Below are 19,031 nucleotides of genomic sequence, written 5' to 3'. Positions count from 1 at the left end.
CTTCCCCGGTGGTGGTGGTCACTTCCATCCATCACGGCGCCCTGTAAGCTTGAAGTGTGCTCACTTTTTTGAACGTTGTAGAGTTTTTCATTCTGGTTGCCCTGGGCCTGGTGGTGCTGGGTATTCAGGTGTGGGCGCTAATCGATTGCGTGCGCACCTCGTCCAGCGATTTTGAGCGTGTTTACAAGAGGACCAAGGGTTTTTGGCTGGCCCTGACCGGCGGTGCCGTGTTCTTCGGCTTCCTGTACATCATTGGTCCGCTCATGACCCTGAGTGTTCCTTCGATTGGCATGGGGCTGATCTTGAGCCTGGCCGGAGCGACGGCAGCTGGCGTTTATCTGGCCGATGTTCGCCCGGCGTTGGTCGAGGTCCGCGGCCGTGGTCGGGGACAGCAAAACCGCGGCTCTTCCTGGTAAGCACCACACGGTATGGCCCGCGTGCACTGATGCCGTCGAGTGTGGCGATCACGCCACCTGCGTGGCAGTTCCCGTCACCGTAATGCCGCCCTGGGCTGGAACACTGGCATGCAAAATGCACGGCCTGCCCACGTGCCGCCCTTGCCGGATAACCAGCGACGCCGGCGTGCGAACAGCCCCTATGGAGCGCAGATAGGCGCCGGTTGACGCGGCGGCCGAACCCGTTGCCGGGTCCTCCCTGATATTTCCAACCGGGAACAAGTTCCGGGATTCGATCTCCAGCGAAACCGGTACGTGATCACCGTCTTTGTCGACCCACATGACTGTGACGGTGCCGGCCCAGCCTTGTTCATCCATCAGAGTTCGCAGGCCCTGCGCATCAAAGGTGAAACTGTCTAAATCCGCCCTGTCACGCACAACGATCATCGGATGCGTGTTTCCGGCAAAGGCCAACTTGGCCGGAAACCCGGGGTGCAGCTGCTCGGCGTCCAGCCCCAGCAAGTCTAATAAGCGTGTCAGTACGGTTGGTGCGATCTCGGTGACGGAGGGTTCAAGGCTCGTGAATGAGGCCGTCATGCCATGCTCGGACGGGGTTGTCTGCAGTACTATTTCACCGGCCTGAGTGGCAAGCGAAAAGGTGCCGGGACCATATTTTTCAGCCAGGGCAACGGCCGTCGCTACCGTGGCGTGGCCGCAAAAAGGCACCTCGGCGCCGGGGGAGAAGTACCTGATACTGGCACTCCTCTTGGCGTCAAGAGCTGTGGTGACAAAAGCAGTCTCCGAGTAGCCCACGTCCCGGGCCACCTCAAGCATTTGTTCATCGCTGAGCTCCATGGCGTCCAACACCACGCCAGCCAAATTGCCGCCTCCGGGGCCATCGGCGAACGCGGCGAGATGGAGAACCTCTGGAATTACTGCATCGCTCATGACCTGCTCCGTTCCTGTTTTCACGTGGTGCGGCACGGCTAGGCTGAGCCTCTCTCCATGGGGTCCGGATCTACGGCAGACCACGCCACGGTCAACTCGCCCAAACGCCAACGGGAGGGTGCGCGCACAACTGGCCATCCGTCGTCGTACATAGCTTTGCACATGCGCAGCCAGCGCTGTCGGTAGCCGAAGGGCGCCAGCGAGGCGCCGGCGAGCCAATGCTTATCCATGGACTGCAGGAATCCGTGGATTTTTTCACCCGGCATGTTGTGGTGGATCAGGGCCTTGGGCAGCCGTTCCGCAACGTCGGAGGGCAGCTCGAAGGCACCAAAACGCATGGAAACGGTTAGCGATTGCGGGCCGTCAACGCCCAGGGCAACCCATGTGCTGCGGCGGCCGATCTCATCGCACGTGCCGTCAACGAAGATGCCAAGCGGTGTCAGGCGGGAACAGACGGTGGCCCAAATAAGGCGGACATCGGCCTCGTCATATTGGCGCAGGACATTGAAGGCGCGCACCATGGTCGCGTTGCCAGGAACCGGAATTTCAAAGCCGCCAACCCGGAAGTCAAGGCCCTCATGTTCTAAATGTTTGGCGATGCGGACGCGTTCGGGCTCAATTTCGATGCCCGTCACGTGGGCACTGGGACATACTGCGTGGATGCGTGAATAGAGCTCGACGGCGGTGGCAGGGGAGCCGCCGTAGCCCAGGTCAACCACCAGCGGGTTTGCTTCCGTGGAGAGTCGCCAGGCCTGTGGGCCGGCCAGCCACCGGTCAACTCGACGCAAGCGGTTGGGGTTGGTGGTGCCGCGAGTGACATTGCCAAATGGTTTGTTGCGCTGGCGCGCCGCCTGTGTTGCGGGGTCGCTGGAGGCACCCTTGACCCGCTGCGCACGTTGAACCACACATCAAGTTTAGGCGCGCCCGCACCAAATCCTGACAGCGGGTGGGCGCTGCTGTGAACAAATGCGCTGAACTCGTGGTGAATTCCACGCATAGCTTCACGGCACGCGGGCGCGTCGTGAAGTAGCCCCGCCGCGTAGCAATTCGGGCCGCCCAGCACCGCCCGGTAGGATGAAAGCATGACTTATACGTTGATTTTGCTACGCCATGGCCACAGTGAGTGGAACGCCAAGAACCTGTTCACCGGATGGGTGGACGTAGACCTGAATGATCAGGGCCGCGCCGAAGCCGCACGTGGCGGTGAGCTGTTGGTTGAGAACAATATTCTCCCCGACGTGCTGTACACCTCACGCCTCAAGCGTGCCATCAACACCGCGAACCTCGCCCTCGATGTTGCTGACCGCGGCTGGATCGACGTCAAGCGCGACTGGCGCCTGAACGAGCGCCACTACGGTGCACTGCAGGGCAAGGACAAGGCCCAGACCCTGGCCGAATACGGCGAGGAGCAGTTCATGGAATGGCGCCGCAGCTACGACACCCCGCCGCCGGCACTCTCCGACGACAGTGAATTCTCGCAGGCCCACGATCCCCGTTACGCGGACTTGGGCGACGCCCTCCCGCGCACCGAGTGCCTTAAGGACGTCCTTGTCCGCCTGCTCCCGTACTGGGAATCAGACATCAAGGTTGACCTGAAGGCTGGCAAGACGGTTCTGGTCACGGCTCACGGCAACTCGCTGCGCGCCCTGGTCAAGCACCTGGACGGCATCTCCGATGAGGCCATTGCGTCCCTGAACATCCCCACGGGCATCCCGCTGGTTTACGAACTCGATGAGAACTTCGCTCCCATCACCCCCGGCGGCAAGTACCTGGATCCGGAAGCAGCAGCAGCATCCATCCAGGCCGTTGCCAACCAGGGCAAGAAGTAACCAACGCTTAAAGTACTAACGACGGCGGGTCACCCTTGATGAAAGGGTGACCCGCCGTCGTCGTTCCCCACGCACTCCCACCCCGAGGAGTGCGGCCCAATGAAAAAATGCGCCCGCCTCCCAAGAATGCGCCCCGTAGACGGGGTTCATTAGTGGGAGGCGGGCGCATTTTTGCAACGCCACCGGGAAAATTAGCTGGCGAGGAAGTCCTCGGGCTGCCATTCGCCGGTGACCAGGTAGGAAACCTTGCGGGCAACGGACACGCCGTGATCGCCGAAGCGCTCGAAGTAGCGGCTGGCCAGGGTGACATCCACAGTGGTGGCCGGGGTTTCCGTCCATTCCGGTGAGGCCATGGTGGAGAACACGCTCTTGTGCAGCTTGTTGATCTCGATCTTGGCCGTGGAAATATCGGCCACGAGTTCCAGATTCCGGGATTCGAGAAGCTCGGAAACCTTGGCGGCAATGATCATGTCCTGGCGGGCCAGCTCGGCGAATGTTTCGGTCAGCTGGGCCGGGATGACGATGTTCGGGAAACGCAGGCGGGTCAGCTGGGCAATGTGCCGGGCCAGATCACCCATGCGCTCAAGCGAAGCACTCATGCGCAACGATCCGACGATCATGCGCAGATCACTGGCAACCGGTCCCTGCAACGCCAAAACGTCGATGGCGCGCTCGTCCAAATCGTTCTGCAGGAAGTCAATGCGGGCGTCCGCGGCGATAACTTCCTGAGCCGCTTGGAGATCGGCCGCGGCAAAGGCTGCAGAGGCCTTGGTAACGGCTTCTCCAACCAGGTCGGAGATCTCGATGAGTCCTTCGCCAATCTGGTGAAGTTCGGCCTGGAAAACTTTACGCACGCGTGTGTCCTTTCATGGGCAGGGCAAAAGGGGCCCTAACTACGTCTCAGCATGACATTCAAAGGTAAACGGGGCAGCACCTAAAGGTGAACGTTAGTTGAACGGGTGCCGCCATGCACCTGTTTTGATCATTTTCGCGCGGGCAGAGCTTAGGCTGGTTCCGTGGATCCCTTGGTAATTGGACTGGTAGCAGGGCTCATTGGCCTGGCCTTGGGCATATTTGGCATGTTCGCGTTCAGTATCAGCGACCGTTCGCGCCGACTCACCCCGGACATTACCGAGCCAACCTTGCCCGACGGCGCTGCAGAGGTGCTTTCCGTGGTTGGTAAGGCCTACATCGTCATTGACACGGTCGACGGCGTGGTGCGCGCAAGCCCGGGCGCCTACGCCTACGGTCTGGTGCGCGGGCACACGCTGGTTCACAAGGAGCTTCTTGACCTGGCCCACCGGGTGCGCCGAGATGGCGTCATTGAGGAAAGGGACCTCATCCTGGCCCGCGGTGCCCTGCCGGCAGCCGCCAAGGTTACGGTCAATTCAAACCACGAAGCGGCCGATTCCGCCGGTTCCAGCCACGCCGAACCCCACACCGTCGCTGACCCCATGGGCGCCCACGGTGCCCCAGGCCAGGGAACCCTTGTCATTCAGGTCCGTGTGGCGCCGCTGACCGAGGAATACATCCTGCTACTGGCGGATGACCGCACCGAGATCGCCCGCACTGAGGCCGTCCGCAATGACTTTGTGGCCAACGTATCCCATGAGCTCAAGACTCCCGTTGGTGCCATTTCCCTGTTGGCGGAGGCGCTCGAGTCTGCGCCGGAGGATCAGGCTACTGTGCGCCGCTTCGCCTCCCATATGATGACCGAGTCGGCCCGGCTGGCGGCTCTGGTCCAGGACATCATCGAGTTGTCCCGGCTGCAGGGCAAGGACGTAGCCCGTGTTGCCACGGAGGTGGACATGAACGCCGTGATTGCCGAGGCCGTGGACCGGACACGGCTGCCCGCGCAGAGCAAGAACATCAAGCTCGCAGTCGGTGCCGCCCAACCGGCCGAGGTTTATGGCGACCAGGCGCAATTGGTGACCGCGCTGCGCAACCTGATTGACAATGCTGTGCGCTACTCGCCGGACAACACCCAGGTGGGCATAGGCCTGCAGGTCAGTGGCGGCGTTGTCTCCGTCAGCATCTCGGATCAAGGCGATGGCCTCTCTCCACAGGAGCAGGACCGAATCTTCGAGCGCTTCTACCGGGTTGATGCCGCCCGCTCACGCCACACCGGCGGCACTGGATTGGGTCTGAGCATTGTCAAACACATTGTGAGCAACCATGGCGGTGAGGTGACATTGTGGTCGGCCCCGAAGATGGGTTCAACCTTCACCGTCCGGCTTCCCCAACTTTCCACACCAACGTCCGACGGCGGCACGCACCACCGCGCGCAGCGGCACCACGGCTTGATCTAAAGGAGCGCAACGAGCGTGAGCAGAATCTTGATTGTTGAAGACGAGGAGTCCATCAGCGACCCCCTGTCATTCCTTCTTGGCAAAGAGGGGTATGAGGTGCAGGTCGTGGACAACGGCCTGGACGCCCTCGTGGAATTTGAACGCAACGGTGCCGATTTGGTCCTGTTGGACCTGCAGCTGCCCGGTATGAGTGGCACCGAGGTGTGCAAGCACTTGCGCCAGCGCTCCAGCGTGCCCATCATCATGCTGACGGCCAAGGATTCTGAGATTGACAAGGTAGTGGGGCTGGAATTGGGTGCGGATGACTACGTGACCAAGCCCTATTCTTCCCGTGAGCTGATCGCGCGGATTCGTGCCGTGCTGCGGCGCCAGGCGGAACCGGAAGAGCTCATGGATTCCACGGTGCATGCCGGTCCGGTCCGCATGGATGTGGAGCGTCATGTGGTGAGTGTCCTCGGCGACACCGTGGCGTTCCCCTTGAAGGAATTCGAGCTGCTCGAAATGTTGCTGCGCAATGCGGGCAAGGTTCTCACCCGTGGCCAGCTGATCGATCGGGTCTGGGGATCGGACTACGTGGGCGATACCAAGACGCTCGATGTGCACATCAAACGATTGCGCAGCAAGATCGAACCCGATCCGGCGGCTCCGAAGTTCCTGGTTACAGTGCGCGGCTTGGGTTACAAGTTCGAGCCCTAAGCCCTTCGTCGTTTTTACAGGCGTCCCTGGCAGCCGGAGTGTTTTTGGCGAAGCGTCGTCGTACGGCCAGCCATCAGCAACAACTCCATTTGGCTACATACACAACAAATTGCTCGCCAATCCTGAGGTGGTCAGGACGTTGTGGGGACAAAAAAGTGGGGCCCGTTGCAGTCAAGCAACGGGCCCCACTTTTGTGCCTGCTTACGGAGCAGTGGTCGCCTCAGCGCTGTGCTCGGCATCTGCAGTTGCTGATGCTGTTGCTTCTGCGGTGGCCTCGACGCTCGGGGCCTGGGTGGGAAGCGACTTGTTGTATTCCTTGAGTGTTCCGTTCATGACGGGAACCTGCAAGGTAGCCGATTCGCTGGAGCTACCCGAGGTGCGCAACTCAACGGTTTCAACGGCGCCGGGGGCGCTGGCTACCGTGCTCAGGATGGAGCTGTCGGCGGTGCTGTTCAGGACTGTGGGGGCTCCGGGCTTGACGGTGATCTCCGTCTGAGCTCCCTGAGCACCACTAATGGTCAAGGTGATGTCGGATTCTGATTGGTTGTAGAACGTTCCGGTCACGCGGCCCGGACCGTCAGCGGCTTCGGCAACGATCAGCACGTTGCGCAATTCCAGCTGGCCCATGTCAAGGCGGACACCGTCCGATGCCGAGTACACGCGGGTGGTGCTTTGCTCGTTGATGGCACTGCAACCGGTGAACGCCATGGCGCCAATGCCGATGGCTGCAATCAGGCTCAAGCGTTGCGCTCGTTTGGTACCGCGGATGCCGGCAGCGATTCTCACGTCAGTAACTCCTCATGGAAAAGACAAAATATCTTTGTCCAGCTTATCCATAATTGCGGCAAATGTGCGCTTCGGTGCTCAAGCGGGCAACTTTGTTGCTGGCGCGGTCACCGGTGAGATGCATCCCAACAGCCAATAGTCAAGGGGGTGGGTAATCTCCAATTGTTGGAACAATTGCGCGGTCAGCGTAGTTTCTGGACCTCTGACCTGCGGAAACTCAAGGGAGTGGAGAGTTAACCGTGGTAAACTAGGAGTATTGGAAAGGGAGAATCCACATGCTTTTTGAGGTCGGCGAGACAGTAGTTTACCCACATCATGGTGCGGCAAAGATCGAAGAGATCAAGATGCGCACCATTCGCGGGGAAGAGAAAATGTATCTCAAGCTCAAGGTTGCCCAGGGGGATCTTACGATCGAAGTTCCCGCTGAGAACGTTGACCTTGTGGGAGTGCGCGATGTCGTAGGCAAGGAAGGCCTGGAGCACGTTTTCGACGTTCTTCGTGCAGAGTTTACGGAGGAACCCGCCAACTGGTCCCGCCGTTACAAGGCAAACTTGGAAAAGCTTGCTTCCGGTGACGTAATCAAGGTTGCAGAAGTTGTTCGCGACCTCTGGCGCCGTGATAACGATCGCGGTGTTTCTGCCGGTGAGAAGCGTCTGCTGGCAAAGGCCCGTCAGATCCTGATTTCGGAACTTGCCTTGGCTGAGAAAACAGACGAAGACAAGGCCTCCGAGGTTCTTGACGAGGTTTTGGCTTCATAGCTTCCATCCTCGAGAGCCCCTGTACCGTCCGGTATGGGGGCTTTTTCGCGTCTTCTTCGAAGTTGATCTCGACAGCACAACGCATGCGCACGCGCAGCGCGCCCTAGCTGCACCCGGGGCGGACTAAAGTGGAGTCCATGACTGAGGTGAAGGACGGCTCGTGCGCCGTCGTGGTGGTTGCAGCTGGATCCGGGCAGAGACTCGGACACGGGGTACCTAAAGCACGCGTGCCGCTGGGCGGGCACGCCATGCTGGTTCATGCCGTCCGCGGCGTGATCAAAGCTGGCGTGGCTGCGCAAATTTGTGTCGCCATCCCGGCAGACGATCCAGAGTTGGACGCCATCTGCCGGAACGTGGGTGCCGAGGCCGCCACAGCCGGTGTTCTCTTCACCATCGTGGAGGGTGGCGCGGAGAGATCGGCATCCGTGAGCGCAGCCCTTGAAGCGATCGCCACCGGGATCACTACCGTCATGATTCACGACGGTGCCAGGCCGCTCACGCCGTCGGGCGTTTTCAACCGTGTGGCCGGAGCCTTGCGCGACGGCGCCTCCGCGGTGATCCCGGCGTTGGCCGTCACCGACACCATCAAAACCGTTGTCCCCGCCAGCCTCCCCGCCACGGGAGCCGGCCTGGAAAAGGTCGTTGACACTCCGCCACGCAACCAACTCCGTGCCGTGCAAACGCCGCAGGGGTTCCAGTTGGAGACGCTGCGCCGGGCTCATGAATACCTGTCGACGCTGGATGCCGCGGCGGCCTCGCGCATCACTGATGACGCCATGCTCGTGGAAGCCCTGGGCGAGGTGGTCTTTGTGGTGCAGGGATCAACCCACAGCCTGAAAATCACCACACCCATGGACTTGTTGTTGGCCGAGGCCATGTTGGCAGGGCCGCTGCGTCCGCGCTGGATTGAAGGTTAGGCCCATGATGTTGCCCCGTACCGGAATTGGTGTCGACATTCACGCGTTCGCATCCGAGGACAGCCCCGCGCCGCTGTGGCTCGCAGGTCTCCTCTGGGAAGGCGAACGCGGCCTGAGCGGCCATTCGGACGGCGATGCCGTGGCCCATGCCGCCGCCGATGCCTTGTTTTCCGCAGCGGGGGTGGGTGATCTTGGTACCCACTTTGGCACCGACCGCCCTGAATACCAGGGCGCCTCAGGTGTTCGGCTGTTGGCCGAAGCTGCCCGAATTGTGCGTGCGGCAGGCTTTGAGATTGGCAACATCGCCGTGCAATTTGTGGGCAATCGGCCCAAATTCAGTCCACGCCGTCTCGAGGCAGAGGCGGCACTCAGCGAAGCCGCCGGAGCGCCCGTCTCCGTCAGCGCAACCACGTCCGACGGACTCGGCTTCCCCGGCCGCGATGAGGGGATCACCGCCTACGCCACGGCATTGGTGGTTGCCCGTGCACCCCATGACGCTGGGCAACGGGATAACCTAGAGCCGTGACCCTGCGCTTCCATGACTCTGCCTCCGCCGCCGTACGCGACTTCGTCCCGCTCAAAGAGGGGCGGGCTTCGCTGTACTACTGCGGCGCCACGGTCCAAGGCGAGCCACACATTGGCCACGTCCGTTCCGCCCTTGCCTTTGACCAGCTGACCCGCTGGTTGCAGACCAGCGGCTACGAGGTCACAGTAGTGCGCAACGTGACGGACATTGACGACAAGATCCTGGTTAAGGCTGCCGAGAACAACGAGCCCTGGTGGGGACTGGCTTACCGTTTTGAGCAGGCTTTTGCCGACGCTTACGCGGCCCTTGGCATTCTCAAGCCCACGTATGAACCTCGCGCCACGGGCCACATCCCCGAAATGCACGCGCTGATCGCCACGCTCATTGAGCGCGGCCACGCTTACCCGGCACTGGATGATTCCGGCGACGTCTACTTCGATGTCCGCTCCTGGCCGGCCTACGGCTCCTTGACCAACCAAAATATTGACGACATGCAGGCCGCGCCCGACGCCGATCCGCGCGGCAAGCGCGATCCCCGCGACTTTGCGCTGTGGAAAGGTCACAAGGACGGCGATCCCGAGACCGCCCGTTGGGACTCGCCGTGGGGCGCCGGCCGCCCCGGTTGGCACCTTGAGTGCTCCGCCATGGTCACCAAATACCTTGGCACTGAGTTTGACATCCACGGTGGCGGGCTCGACCTGCGCTTCCCGCACCACGAAAATGAGATGGCCCAGTCGCAGGCTGCGGGCCACGGCTTCGCCAACTTTTGGATGCACAACGGCATGGTCACTTACCAGGGTGAAAAAATGTCCAAGTCCATCGGCAACACGATCAACCCGCGCGAAATGCTTGAAATTGCCCGACCCTTGGTGGTCCGTTACTACTTGGGTCAGGCCCACTACCGTTCCGTGCTGGACTACCGTCCGGGCTCGCTCGAGGAGGCCGCGGCCGCCGTCGAACGCATTGAGACGTTCGTGAATGCTGCCCTTGTCAAGGTTCACCCTGACGGATCCTTCGGCCAATCGGGCAACATCGAGTTGCCCTCAGCCTTCCGTGCCGCAATGGACGATGACCTGAACATCCCCGCCGCTCTTGCCGTTCTTCACGAGACAGTTCGCGCAGGAAACACCGCGCTGGCCGGCAATGACAACGGCGGGGCAGCGGCGGCATTGGCATCAGCCGTGGCCATGACATCTGCCTTGGGCATCAATCCGCTGGACGCGCAATGGCAACAAGGCGGTGGTTCAGGGGCTGAGTTGGCGGCGCTCGACGTGCTGGTCAAGGCACAGCTGGATGCTCGGGCTCAGGCCCGGGCCGAGAAGAATTGGGCGGAATCGGACCGGATCCGCGACACCCTGGCCGCGGCCGGCGTCGAGATTGCGGATTCCGCCACCGGCTCCACCTGGTCGCTCAAGCGCTAGCCACTCAGACGCCGCACTCACCAAACGTCCGTTTTCGCAAAGCGCTCTCGCACTCACCGCAGGCCGAGCGGTGAGAATGCGCACTTTTTCGGCTCTGCACCCCGAAATTTGTGTTCAGGCCGTAAGCTGGTAGCTACGGGTCTTTTGTTTCCCGTAATCTTGCGTGCCTAAAAGCGCATGCGACTAGATTTGATTTGACGAACTTCGGGGCCATGGAAACACAGGGCGCCGCACCAATCGTAAGGGTTTCACCATGGCCAATGATTCACACCGCGGGGCAGTACGCAAGCTCAAGAAGGGCCCCAGCGTCGGCACAGGCGGCCATGGCCGGAAGGCTCTTGAAGGCAAGGGCCCCACTCCCAAGGCTGCCGAGCGCACCTACCACAAGGCATACAAGAACCAGGAGCTGGCCGAGCGTTCAGCCGCCAAGCGCGGTGCCGGCACCAGCAACTCCCCGCGCCGCAACAGCGGTCCCAAGGGCAAGGCTACCGAGGAGCTCGTGACCGGCCGTAACTCGGTCGTCGAGGCGCTGCGCGCGGGCATTCCCGCCAAGGCCCTCTACGTTGCTGTCCGCGTAGACATGGACGAGCGCGTTCGCGAGTCCATCAAGCTGGCTACCGCGCGCGGCATCCCGCTGTTGGAAGCCCACAAGCCGGAGCTGGACCGTCTCACCGAAGACGCCATCCACCAGGGCCTGGTTCTGCAGATTCCTCCGTACGAATACGAGGACGCCGTTGATACGGCCAGCGAGATCATCGCCAAGTGGAAGAAGGGCCATATCGCCAACGCGCCGCTCATCGTGGCACTTGACGGCATCACCGACACCCGCAACCTTGGTGCCATCATCCGCAGCGTTTCCGCTTTCTCCGGCCACGCCGTGATTGTCCCGGAGCGCCGCAGCGCCGGTGTGACGGCCGCTGCCTGGAAGACCAGCGCCGGTGCCGCCGTGCGCGTGCCCGTTGCCAAGGCTCCCAACCTGAACCGCGCCATCGGCGCGTTCCAGAAGATGGGCTTCTTTGTCCTGGGGCTCGACGGCGACGGCGACGTTGCGTTGCCCGATCTCACCTTGGCTCAGGAGCCGGTGTGCATCGTGGTCGGCTCTGAAGGCAAGGGCCTGTCCCGTCTGGTGCGCGAAAACTGCGACCAGATTGTCTCCATCCCGATCAACTCCGCCATGGAATCCCTGAACGCCTCCATGGCAGTCGGCATCAGCCTGTACGAGATCTCGAGGCAACGCGCGGTCAAGGCGTAACCATGCCGGAAACCGTGGTGGAGGCCATCAGTACGCTGGGGGCGGCTTTGTCGCGTCATTTTCCGTTGGGAGTCAGTGACGTTCCCAATGACGGTCCCGGTCATGCAGCCAATGTTGCTGTCTATGCTCCTGCTCACCGAAACGTGGTGCTGTGTTTTCAGGGCCCCGGGGATGTCTGGAAGGCGGTGCTGCTGCCTGACAAGACCGACGGCGTGCACCACGTTTTCGTGGAGGACATGCCCGTTGGCACCCGCTACGGTTTCTACACCGATCTCGAGGCAACCCGCGAGGAATTGCTGCTGATCGACCCCGAGGCCGTGCAGCTTTTGTTGGACCCTCATGGACGCTACATCGACCAGTCTGAACGTCCTGACGGAGCGGAAAGTTACCTCTCGGTGCGCATGGACTCCGGTTTCGACTGGGGCACCGTGGCCAGGCCCAACACCCCGTGGCGTGAAACCGTCATCTATGAGGCGCATGTGCGCGGGCAGACAATGCTGCACCCGGATATTCCCGAAGAAATTCGTGGAACGTACGCCGGCATGGCTCACCCCGTCATGATTGCGCACCTGAAGGATCTGGGCGTGACAGCCGTCGAGCTTTTGCCCGTTCACTTCCACATTGACGAGCCGCATTTGCACGGCACCGGGATGAGCAACTATTGGGGCTACAACACCCTTGGTTTCTTTGCTCCGCATGTGGACTACGCCAGCGCCGAGGCGCGCGAGGCCGGTCCTGCCGCGGTCCAGGCAGAGCTCAAGGGCATGATCAAGCTGCTGCATATGGCCGGCATCGAGGTCATTCTGGACGTGGTGTACAACCATACGGCTGAGGGTGGCCGGGGCGGCCCGTCGTTGAGCTGGCGCGGTTTGGCTGAAGAGCAGTACTACCGGATGCGTGACGGCCAGTACTACGACACCACAGGCTGTGGCAACACCTTGAACTTTGGAAATGCACAGGTCATGAAAATGGCCTTGGATTCATTGCGGTACTGGGTCGAAGAGTTCCACATTGACGGGTTCCGCTTTGACTTGGCCGTCTCGCTGGCCCGCAACGGTGAGCATGAATTCGATAATCAGCACCCGTTTTTGTTGGCGGCGGCCGCTGACGGTGTGCTCTCTTCAACGAAGCTCATCTCGGAGCCGTGGGATGTTGGCTACGGGGGTTGGCAGACAGGCAACTTCCCCACGGGATGGGCGGACTGGAACGATTCTTTCCGCGACACCCTGCGCGAAGTGTGGCTGACTGATCGGGCCACCATGCTCGCGGGCTACCACCACAACGGGCTGGCCAAGTTTGGCGACGCCTTGGGCGGCTCGGCACAGCTGTTTGCCGATTCCGGACGCAGCCGCATGGCCTCGATCAACTTCATCACGGCTCATGACGGCTTCACGCTGGCTGACCTGACGGCCTACAACTACAAACACAATCTGGACAACCAGGAAGAAAACAGGGACGGCACCGGCAACAACCGCAGCTGGAACCACGGTGTTGAGGGTATTACCAACAACAAGACTGTCCTGGCCCAGCGGGCACGAAGCAGCCGTAACTTGATGGCCACCATGCTGATGGCGCTCGGCGTGCCCATGCTTACCGCGGGTGACGAGTTGGGTCGCAGCCAGGGCGGAAATAACAACGTTTACTGCCAGGACAATGAGATCGCCTGGGTTGACTGGTCCATGGACGAGGAAGCGAAAACAATGCTGGCCGCCACGCGTCGCCTGCTGAAGATTCGTAAAGACTTCCTGGCCGCCCAGCCCAGCAGCTATCCCACCCGTGGCGGGCAATCCTTCATTCACTGGTATGGCGCCGATGGTCGCCCCATGTCGCCCGAGGAATGGAAGAACCCGCACGAACGTGTTCTGACCATGCTCATGGGTTCGCCCGATGGCAAGGTCGACGGCTTGGTTGTTTTCAACACCGGCATCACCAATGAGGACGTGGTCCTGCCTGCCAATCCGCGTTTTGTCCACGAGCCTGCGGATTCACAAGCTCTGGAATCGGCGGGAGTGGAGTCAGCTGAGACGGACGCTGCTCAGGCGCCCGAACCGCGGCCCTACATGTTGCGGATGACCACCGCCGAGCCCTCTCTGACGGACGACGGCGAACCCTCCTTCCGCCTGCCTCGTACCATCCCTGTGGTCAAGGCCGGCGAGACGGTGCGAGTCGACGCCAACACGGTGCAGATCTACCGAAACGATCTACCGGCCAAGTAGCCGCCACCCCTCGTTGGGCGAGTGGCCCTCCGGTGATCGAGCTTGTCGAGACCCAGGTCTCGACAAGCTCGATCACCGGAGCACTATGCCGTCGTGATGAGTCCCAGCTCTGCCGGATTTGCCAGTGCGGCATGGCGGGGGAGTACCTGGACGCCGTAGCCAAAGTTCCCAGACCGGTCGATCATGAGTTCGGCGGAGAACTGGTAGCGGCCGGACGTGGCATCCTTCGCGGGAGTAACCTCGTCCAAGGGAATGCTGCGGGTTTCGCTGAGGTCATCAGTGTCGCCAGCGGTGCCATAGACAACGCTGACCTGCACATCGCTGGGATTCAGCTGCCCCAGGTCCACATGGGCGCGAACCTGCAAAGATTCCCCAATTTGGGGTTCGTCCTGAAGGCCATAAGATTCCACATGTTCCACAGTGACCTCATGCCATGCAGGCCGGACATGATCAATCCACGCCGCCAAGTTCCTTGTTGCGGCGAAGTCGTCGGCACGGGCCAACCGGCCGGCAATGGCAGCGGGCTGGTACAAGCGCTGCACATATTCGGCCACCATGCGGTCGGCCGAGACCTGAGGGCCAAGGTGCGCCAGCGTGTGCTTGATCATCGAAATCCAGTGCGAGGGAAGAGTGCCGTCGTGTGGCTGGGAAGGCCCGGCCGCCCCGGCGGCCGCAGCCACCACTTCACCATAGAACCGCGGTGCCACCTGTGTTTCGAGCAACTCGTACAAGGCAGAGGCCTCAATATCGTCGCGTTCCTCATCGCTCGTTCCGGCATTGGCCGTGGGGATCGCCCAGCCGTTTTCGCCGTCGTACATTTCATCCCACCAGCCATCCATGACTGACAGGTTGAGTGAGCCGTTAATGGCCGCCTTCATACCGGAAGTGCCGCAAGCCTCCAGCGGCCGCAGCGGGTTGTTGAGCCAAACGTCGCACCCCGGGAAGAGCGTGCGGGCCATGGCGATGTCGTAGTTGGGCAGGAACACAATCCGGTGGCGAACCTCCGGGTCGTCTGTGAACTGGACCAGGTCCTGAATCATCTTCTTGCCGGCATCGTCGGCGGGGTGTGACTTTCCGGCGATGATGATTTGGATGGGGTGCTCGGGGTGCAGCAGCAGCGCCTTGAGCCGGGCAGGGTCGCGCAGCATCAGGGTCAATCGCTTGTACGTGGGTACGCGTCGGGCAAATCCGATCGTCAATACGTCCGGGTCCAGAACCGCATCCGTCCAGGCGAGCTGGGCATCGGCGGCGCCGCGCTTTTTCCATGAGGCACGCAGGCGGGCACGAGCGTCCTCCACCAAGGCTGAACGCAATCGGCGGCGAAGAGCCCAGACGTCCTCATCGCTCACGTCATAGACCTTGGACCAGTCGGGCCCGTCCAGCACCTCGGCACCAAACCGGTCCCGGGCCAAGGCAGCCAGCTCCGGGTCAACCCAGGTCGGCACGTGGACACCGTTTGTGACCGAGGTGATCGGCACATCCTCTTGGTCAAAGCCTGGCCACAGTCCTGCGAACATGCCCCGAGAGACCACTCCGTGGAGCTTGGCCACGCCGTTGGCACGCTGAGCCAGGCGCAGCCCCATGACGGCCATGTTGAAGACCTCGGAATCACCGCCGTCGTAGTTTTCCGCACCGAGCGCAAGGATTTCCGGCACCGGGACCCCGGGCGCCAGTTTGCCGGCAAAGAAGTGCTCGATCATGCTGCGCGGGAACCTGTCGATCCCGGCGGGAACGGGCGTGTGAGTGGTGAAAACGGTCGACGCGCGGCCGGCCGCAAGCGCCTCGCTCCAGGACAACGGGGATTCCGTCGCAGCCGGGTCCATCAGTTCGCGGATGCGCTCGATCCCCAGGAATCCTGCGTGGCCTTCGTTGGTGTGGAACACCTCGGGTGCGGCAGTTCCGGTGAGGCGGGCGTAGACGCGAAGCGCCTTGACTCCGCCCATGCCCAGCAACAGTTCCTGCGAGAGCCGGTGGTCGCCGCCGCCTCCGTAGAGCCGGTCCGTGACGCCGCGGGCGGCGTCGTCATTCTCGGCAACGTTGGAATCCAGCAGCAGCAGGGGCACGCGGCCCACATCGGCGCGCCAAATATTGGCTCGCAGCAACCTGTCACCGGGCAGCGGGAGCTGAATCTGAATCGGAGTGCCGTCCGCCTCACGCAACAAGGTCAGTGGCAAGGCGTCGGGGTCCAGCAGAGGGTAGCTTTCCTGTTGCCAGGCGTCCTTCGAGAGTGATTGCTTGAAGTAGCCGGCCTGGTAGAGCAGTCCGACGCCGATCAGCGGCACCCCGAGGTCGGATGCGGACTTCAGGTGGTCACCTGCCAGAATGCCCAGGCCGCCGGAATACTGGGGGAGTACCTCGGTAATACCAAATTCAGGGGAGAAGTAGGCGATGCATTCCGGTGCGCCGGCCCCGAGGCCCTGGTACCAGCGGGGTTCGGTGAGGTATCTGCTCAGGCTTTCTTCGGCGGCGGCGACGCGGGCAACTACATCGGGGTCGTGGGCCAGTTCCTGTAGCTGTTCTCGCGACATGGACGCCAGCATGGCCAAGGGGTCGCGTCGAGATTTTTCCCAGAGCTCGGGATTGAACGATTCAAACAGCGTTCGGGTGGGCAGATGCCACGACCAGCGCAGGTTGGTGGCCAGCCTGGTCAGGGCGGAAATCTGGGCAGGGACGACGGTGCGGACTGTAAATCTGCGAATTGCCTTCATGCCGGTCACCCTAACCCAAGTTCTGCGAACGTTTACAGCACTTGTGAAAAAATGCCCATTCATTACGCGGGCACGGGACACAAGCGTCTAAATCGCGCGCGTGTGACGCCCCAACGCGCCGATATGGCGGAAGACCTTAGCAATCCGGGCAGGGAGTCGCTAACGTCATGTCTGTGACTAAATTCAAGCATTCACCCACAGCGTCAGCCGCAGCATCCTCCCAAGGCTCAGCCGCGGCTGAGCCCTCGGACCCGCAGCAAGGTTTGCGGTTTGGACGTATTCCTGTCACGAACGTCCAGCCCGTGTTGGAAGACGGAAAATTCCCGGCCAAGGGCGTTCGGGGTGCCGATGTCCGGGTGAGTGCCGTGATTTTCCGTGAAGGCCACGATGTTTTGGGTGCCACCGCCGTCCTGTTTGCCCCGGATGGCAGCGAGGCGCAGCACGCAAGGCTCAAGCCGGGTGCAAAGGGCACCGATTCATGGGAAGGCGTGTTGACTCCGTCTTTCGAAGGCAACTGGAGCTTTGCCGTAGAGGGGTGGACTGATCTCTACGCCACCTGGGCTCACAACGCACAGGTCAAAATCAATGCCGACGTCGATGTGGACGTCATGCTGGCCGAAGGTGCGCTGCTCCTGGGCAACGCGGCCAAGGCCGCGAAGGAAACCGCACCTGAGGCTGCCAAGGTATTCAAGCATGCGGCGAACACCCTGACAGATACGTCCCTGAACGTCAACGACCGCCTGGCCGCCGGAACCGGCCGTGAGGTTCGCACCGCCGTCGCGCTCTTCCCACTGCGGGATTTGGTGACACGCAGCAGGTCCTTCCCGCTGCTGGTTGAGCGAGACGCTGCCGGACGCGGCGCTTGGTACGAATTCTTTCCGCGCTCGGAAGGCGCCTACCGCAATCCTGAATCCGGTGAATGGACCAGCGGAAACTTCCGCACGGCCGTGAACCGGCTGCAAGCGGTCGCAGACATGGGCTTCGATGTGTTGTACCTGCCGCCCATCCACCCCATTGGCACCATCAACCGCAAGGGACCCAACAATTCACTGACCACGCGCCCGGGAGATCCCGGATCGCCATGGGCCATCGGATCGGCGGATGGTGGACATGACGCGATCCATCCGGAGCTGGGATCATTCGAGGACTTTGACGCCTTCGTGGCCGCAGCGAATGAGCTGAACCTGGAGATTGCCCTGGACCTGGCGCTTCAGTGCGCTCCCGATCACCCATGGGCGCAGGCGCACCCCGAATGGTTCACCACGCGGGTTGACGGCACCATCGCGTACGCGGAAAATCCGCCGAAGAAGTACCAGGACATTTATCCGCTGAACTTTGACAATGATCCGGCGGGACTTTCACACGAGATTTTGCGCATTGTGCGTTTGTGGGTTGACCGCGGCGTCCGTATTTTCCGTGTGGACAACCCCCACACCAAGCCTGTCTGGTTCTGGGAATGGCTCATCGGCACCATCAACGCCGAACGCCCCGACATCGTATTTTTGGCCGAAGCCTTTACCCGACCGGCCATGATGGCGGCCTTGGGCAGGGCCGGTTTCCAGCAGTCGTACAGCTACTTTACGTGGCGCAACACCAAGGCTGAGCTGGAGGAATACCTCGTCCACGTCAGCCGCGAATCGGCCGGCTACTTCCGCCCCAATTTCTTCGTCAACACCCCGGACATCCTCACCGAGTACCTGCAATATGGTGGACCTGCGGCATTCAAGATCCGCGCCATCCTTGCCGCCATGGGCAGTCCGCTGTGGGGCATGTATGCCGGGTATGAACTTTTCGAGCATGTGGCCCGCCCGGGTTCTGAAGAGAACATCGACAACGAAAAATATGAGTTCAAGGACCGTGACTTTGCCGCAGCGGAAGAGCAAGGAAAATCCTTGGCGCCCTTCGTGACAAAGCTGAACAAGATTCGCCGCGAGCACCCGGCCCTGCTTGATCTGCAAAACCTAAGCCTGCATGAGAGCTCCGACGACGCCACCCTTGTGTTCAGCAAACACAAGCACATCGCCTCCACCGCGGATGAACCCGCACGCAAGGACACCGTCATCGTGGTGATCAACGTTGACCCGCACAGCATGCGTGAAGGCCAAGTCACCCTGGACCTTGACGCTCTCGCGCTTGACGGGCTTTCCTCGGACGGAACGTTCATTGTGGACGATCTCGTCACGGGGGCAACGTGGAACTGGGGCAAGAAGAATTACTTCCGTCTGGATGCACACATGGAACCTGCTCACATCTTGCACATCAGGCGCTAA

Annotated in this window: 16 protein-coding genes; 11 read left to right on the top strand and 5 right to left on the bottom strand. The window is 61.5% G+C overall.

The window, feature by feature from the left end; genetic code table 11:
- The first annotated feature begins 56 nt into the window (after positions 1-56).
- Entirely contained in the window at positions 57-416 is a 360-nt protein-coding gene (locus tag BLV41_RS12740) for a DUF2516 family protein (RefSeq protein WP_074711904.1), read from the top strand.
- A 48-nt stretch (positions 417-464) separates the two neighbouring features.
- Here BLV41_RS12740 and BLV41_RS12735 read toward each other — a convergent pair whose 3' ends face one another.
- Positions 465-1,343: a PhzF family phenazine biosynthesis protein gene (locus BLV41_RS12735; protein WP_074713305.1), complete on the bottom strand. Its 879-nt coding sequence runs from the start codon at positions 1,341-1,343 to the stop codon at positions 465-467.
- A gap of 38 nt (positions 1,344-1,381) precedes the next feature.
- On the bottom strand, positions 1,382-2,248 hold the full coding sequence (locus BLV41_RS12730; RefSeq protein WP_074711903.1) for a class I SAM-dependent methyltransferase: 867 nt from the start codon (positions 2,246-2,248) through the stop codon (positions 1,382-1,384).
- Positions 2,249-2,425: 177 nt separating this feature from the next.
- On the opposite strand from BLV41_RS12730, the gene BLV41_RS12725 reads away from it, so the two are divergent.
- The gene (locus BLV41_RS12725; protein WP_074711902.1) at positions 2,426-3,172 is read left to right on the top strand and encodes a phosphoglyceromutase; all 747 of its coding nucleotides are present in this window, start codon (positions 2,426-2,428) and stop codon (positions 3,170-3,172) included.
- A gap of 191 nt (positions 3,173-3,363) precedes the next feature.
- Here the strand turns inward: BLV41_RS12725 and phoU are convergent, their stop codons facing one another.
- Positions 3,364-4,026, bottom strand: coding sequence for a phosphate signaling complex protein PhoU (gene phoU / locus BLV41_RS12720; protein ID WP_074711901.1), 663 nt, complete (start codon positions 4,024-4,026; stop codon positions 3,364-3,366).
- A gap of 162 nt (positions 4,027-4,188) precedes the next feature.
- Here phoU and BLV41_RS12715 point away from each other — a divergent pair, with 162 nt between their 5' ends.
- Positions 4,189-5,481, top strand: a complete 1,293-nt coding sequence (locus tag BLV41_RS12715) for a sensor histidine kinase (RefSeq protein ID WP_244516891.1) — start codon at positions 4,189-4,191, stop codon at positions 5,479-5,481.
- Between the two features lie 15 nt (positions 5,482-5,496).
- Entirely contained in the window at positions 5,497-6,177 is a 681-nt protein-coding gene (locus BLV41_RS12710; RefSeq protein ID WP_044570039.1) for a response regulator transcription factor, read from the top strand.
- Positions 6,178-6,378: 201 nt separating this feature from the next.
- On the opposite strand, the gene BLV41_RS12705 is transcribed toward BLV41_RS12710, so the two are convergent.
- Positions 6,379-6,963 (bottom strand): hypothetical protein, encoded by a 585-nt coding sequence (locus BLV41_RS12705; RefSeq protein ID WP_244516890.1) that lies wholly within the window; start codon positions 6,961-6,963, stop codon positions 6,379-6,381.
- Between the two features lie 275 nt (positions 6,964-7,238).
- Here BLV41_RS12705 and BLV41_RS12700 point away from each other — a divergent pair, with 275 nt between their 5' ends.
- The 6 genes from BLV41_RS12700 (at position 7,239) to glgX (ending at position 14,053) form a co-directional block, all read left to right on the top strand.
- Positions 7,239-7,721: a CarD family transcriptional regulator gene (locus BLV41_RS12700; RefSeq protein WP_044570041.1), complete on the top strand. Its 483-nt coding sequence runs from the start codon at positions 7,239-7,241 to the stop codon at positions 7,719-7,721.
- 137 nt (positions 7,722-7,858) lie between these two features.
- A complete protein-coding gene (gene ispD / locus BLV41_RS12695) occupies positions 7,859-8,638 on the top strand; it encodes a 2-C-methyl-D-erythritol 4-phosphate cytidylyltransferase (protein ID WP_074711900.1) in 780 nt (259 codons plus the stop codon).
- 4 nt (positions 8,639-8,642) lie between these two features.
- Complete coding sequence (gene ispF / locus BLV41_RS12690; protein ID WP_074711899.1) at positions 8,643-9,164, top strand: 2-C-methyl-D-erythritol 2,4-cyclodiphosphate synthase; 522 nt, start codon at positions 8,643-8,645, stop codon at positions 9,162-9,164.
- Positions 9,161-10,585, top strand: a complete 1,425-nt coding sequence (cysS, locus tag BLV41_RS12685) for a cysteine--tRNA ligase (protein ID WP_074711898.1) — start codon at positions 9,161-9,163, stop codon at positions 10,583-10,585. The genes ispF and cysS overlap by 4 nt, the downstream gene beginning before the upstream one ends.
- 253 nt (positions 10,586-10,838) lie before the next feature.
- Entirely contained in the window at positions 10,839-11,837 is a 999-nt protein-coding gene (gene rlmB, locus BLV41_RS12680) for a 23S rRNA (guanosine(2251)-2'-O)-methyltransferase RlmB (protein WP_074711897.1), read from the top strand.
- 2 nt (positions 11,838-11,839) lie between these two features.
- On the top strand, positions 11,840-14,053 hold the full coding sequence (gene glgX, locus BLV41_RS12675; RefSeq protein ID WP_074711896.1) for a glycogen debranching protein GlgX: 2,214 nt from the start codon (positions 11,840-11,842) through the stop codon (positions 14,051-14,053).
- An 83-nt stretch (positions 14,054-14,136) separates the two neighbouring features.
- Here the strand turns inward: glgX and glgP are convergent, their stop codons facing one another.
- Entirely contained in the window at positions 14,137-16,761 is a 2,625-nt protein-coding gene (gene glgP, locus BLV41_RS12670) for an alpha-glucan family phosphorylase (protein ID WP_074711895.1), read from the bottom strand.
- A gap of 167 nt (positions 16,762-16,928) precedes the next feature.
- Between glgP and BLV41_RS12665 the strand changes: the two genes are divergently transcribed.
- Positions 16,929-19,031, top strand: a complete 2,103-nt coding sequence (locus BLV41_RS12665; protein WP_083360765.1) for an alpha-1,4-glucan--maltose-1-phosphate maltosyltransferase — start codon at positions 16,929-16,931, stop codon at positions 19,029-19,031.

Origin of the sequence: Arthrobacter alpinus (genome assembly GCF_900105965.1) — a bacterium.
Classification (GTDB): domain Bacteria; phylum Actinomycetota; class Actinomycetes; order Actinomycetales; family Micrococcaceae; genus Specibacter; species Specibacter alpinus.
Note: the sequence above shows the minus strand (reverse complement) of the source record. Positions and strands in the feature narration are given on the sequence as shown.

Excerpts from the sequence above, each read along its gene's own strand:
- BLV41_RS12735 (WP_074713305.1), bottom strand. The coding sequence starts at position 1,343 with ATGAGCGATGCAGTAATTCCAGAGGTTCTCCATCTCGCCGCGTTCGCC.
- BLV41_RS12725 (WP_074711902.1), top strand. The coding sequence starts at position 2,426 with ATGACTTATACGTTGATTTTGCTACGCCATGGCCACAGTGAGTGGAAC.
- BLV41_RS12700 (WP_044570041.1), top strand. The coding sequence starts at position 7,239 with ATGCTTTTTGAGGTCGGCGAGACAGTAGTTTACCCACATCATGGTGCG.
- ispD (WP_074711900.1), top strand. The coding sequence starts at position 7,859 with ATGACTGAGGTGAAGGACGGCTCGTGCGCCGTCGTGGTGGTTGCAGCT.
- ispF (WP_074711899.1), top strand. The coding sequence starts at position 8,643 with ATGATGTTGCCCCGTACCGGAATTGGTGTCGACATTCACGCGTTCGCA.
- rlmB (WP_074711897.1), top strand. The coding sequence starts at position 10,839 with ATGGCCAATGATTCACACCGCGGGGCAGTACGCAAGCTCAAGAAGGGC.
- glgX (WP_074711896.1), top strand. The coding sequence starts at position 11,840 with ATGCCGGAAACCGTGGTGGAGGCCATCAGTACGCTGGGGGCGGCTTTG.
- glgP (WP_074711895.1), bottom strand. The coding sequence starts at position 16,761 with ATGAAGGCAATTCGCAGATTTACAGTCCGCACCGTCGTCCCTGCCCAG.
- BLV41_RS12665 (WP_083360765.1), top strand. The coding sequence starts at position 16,929 with ATGTCTGTGACTAAATTCAAGCATTCACCCACAGCGTCAGCCGCAGCA.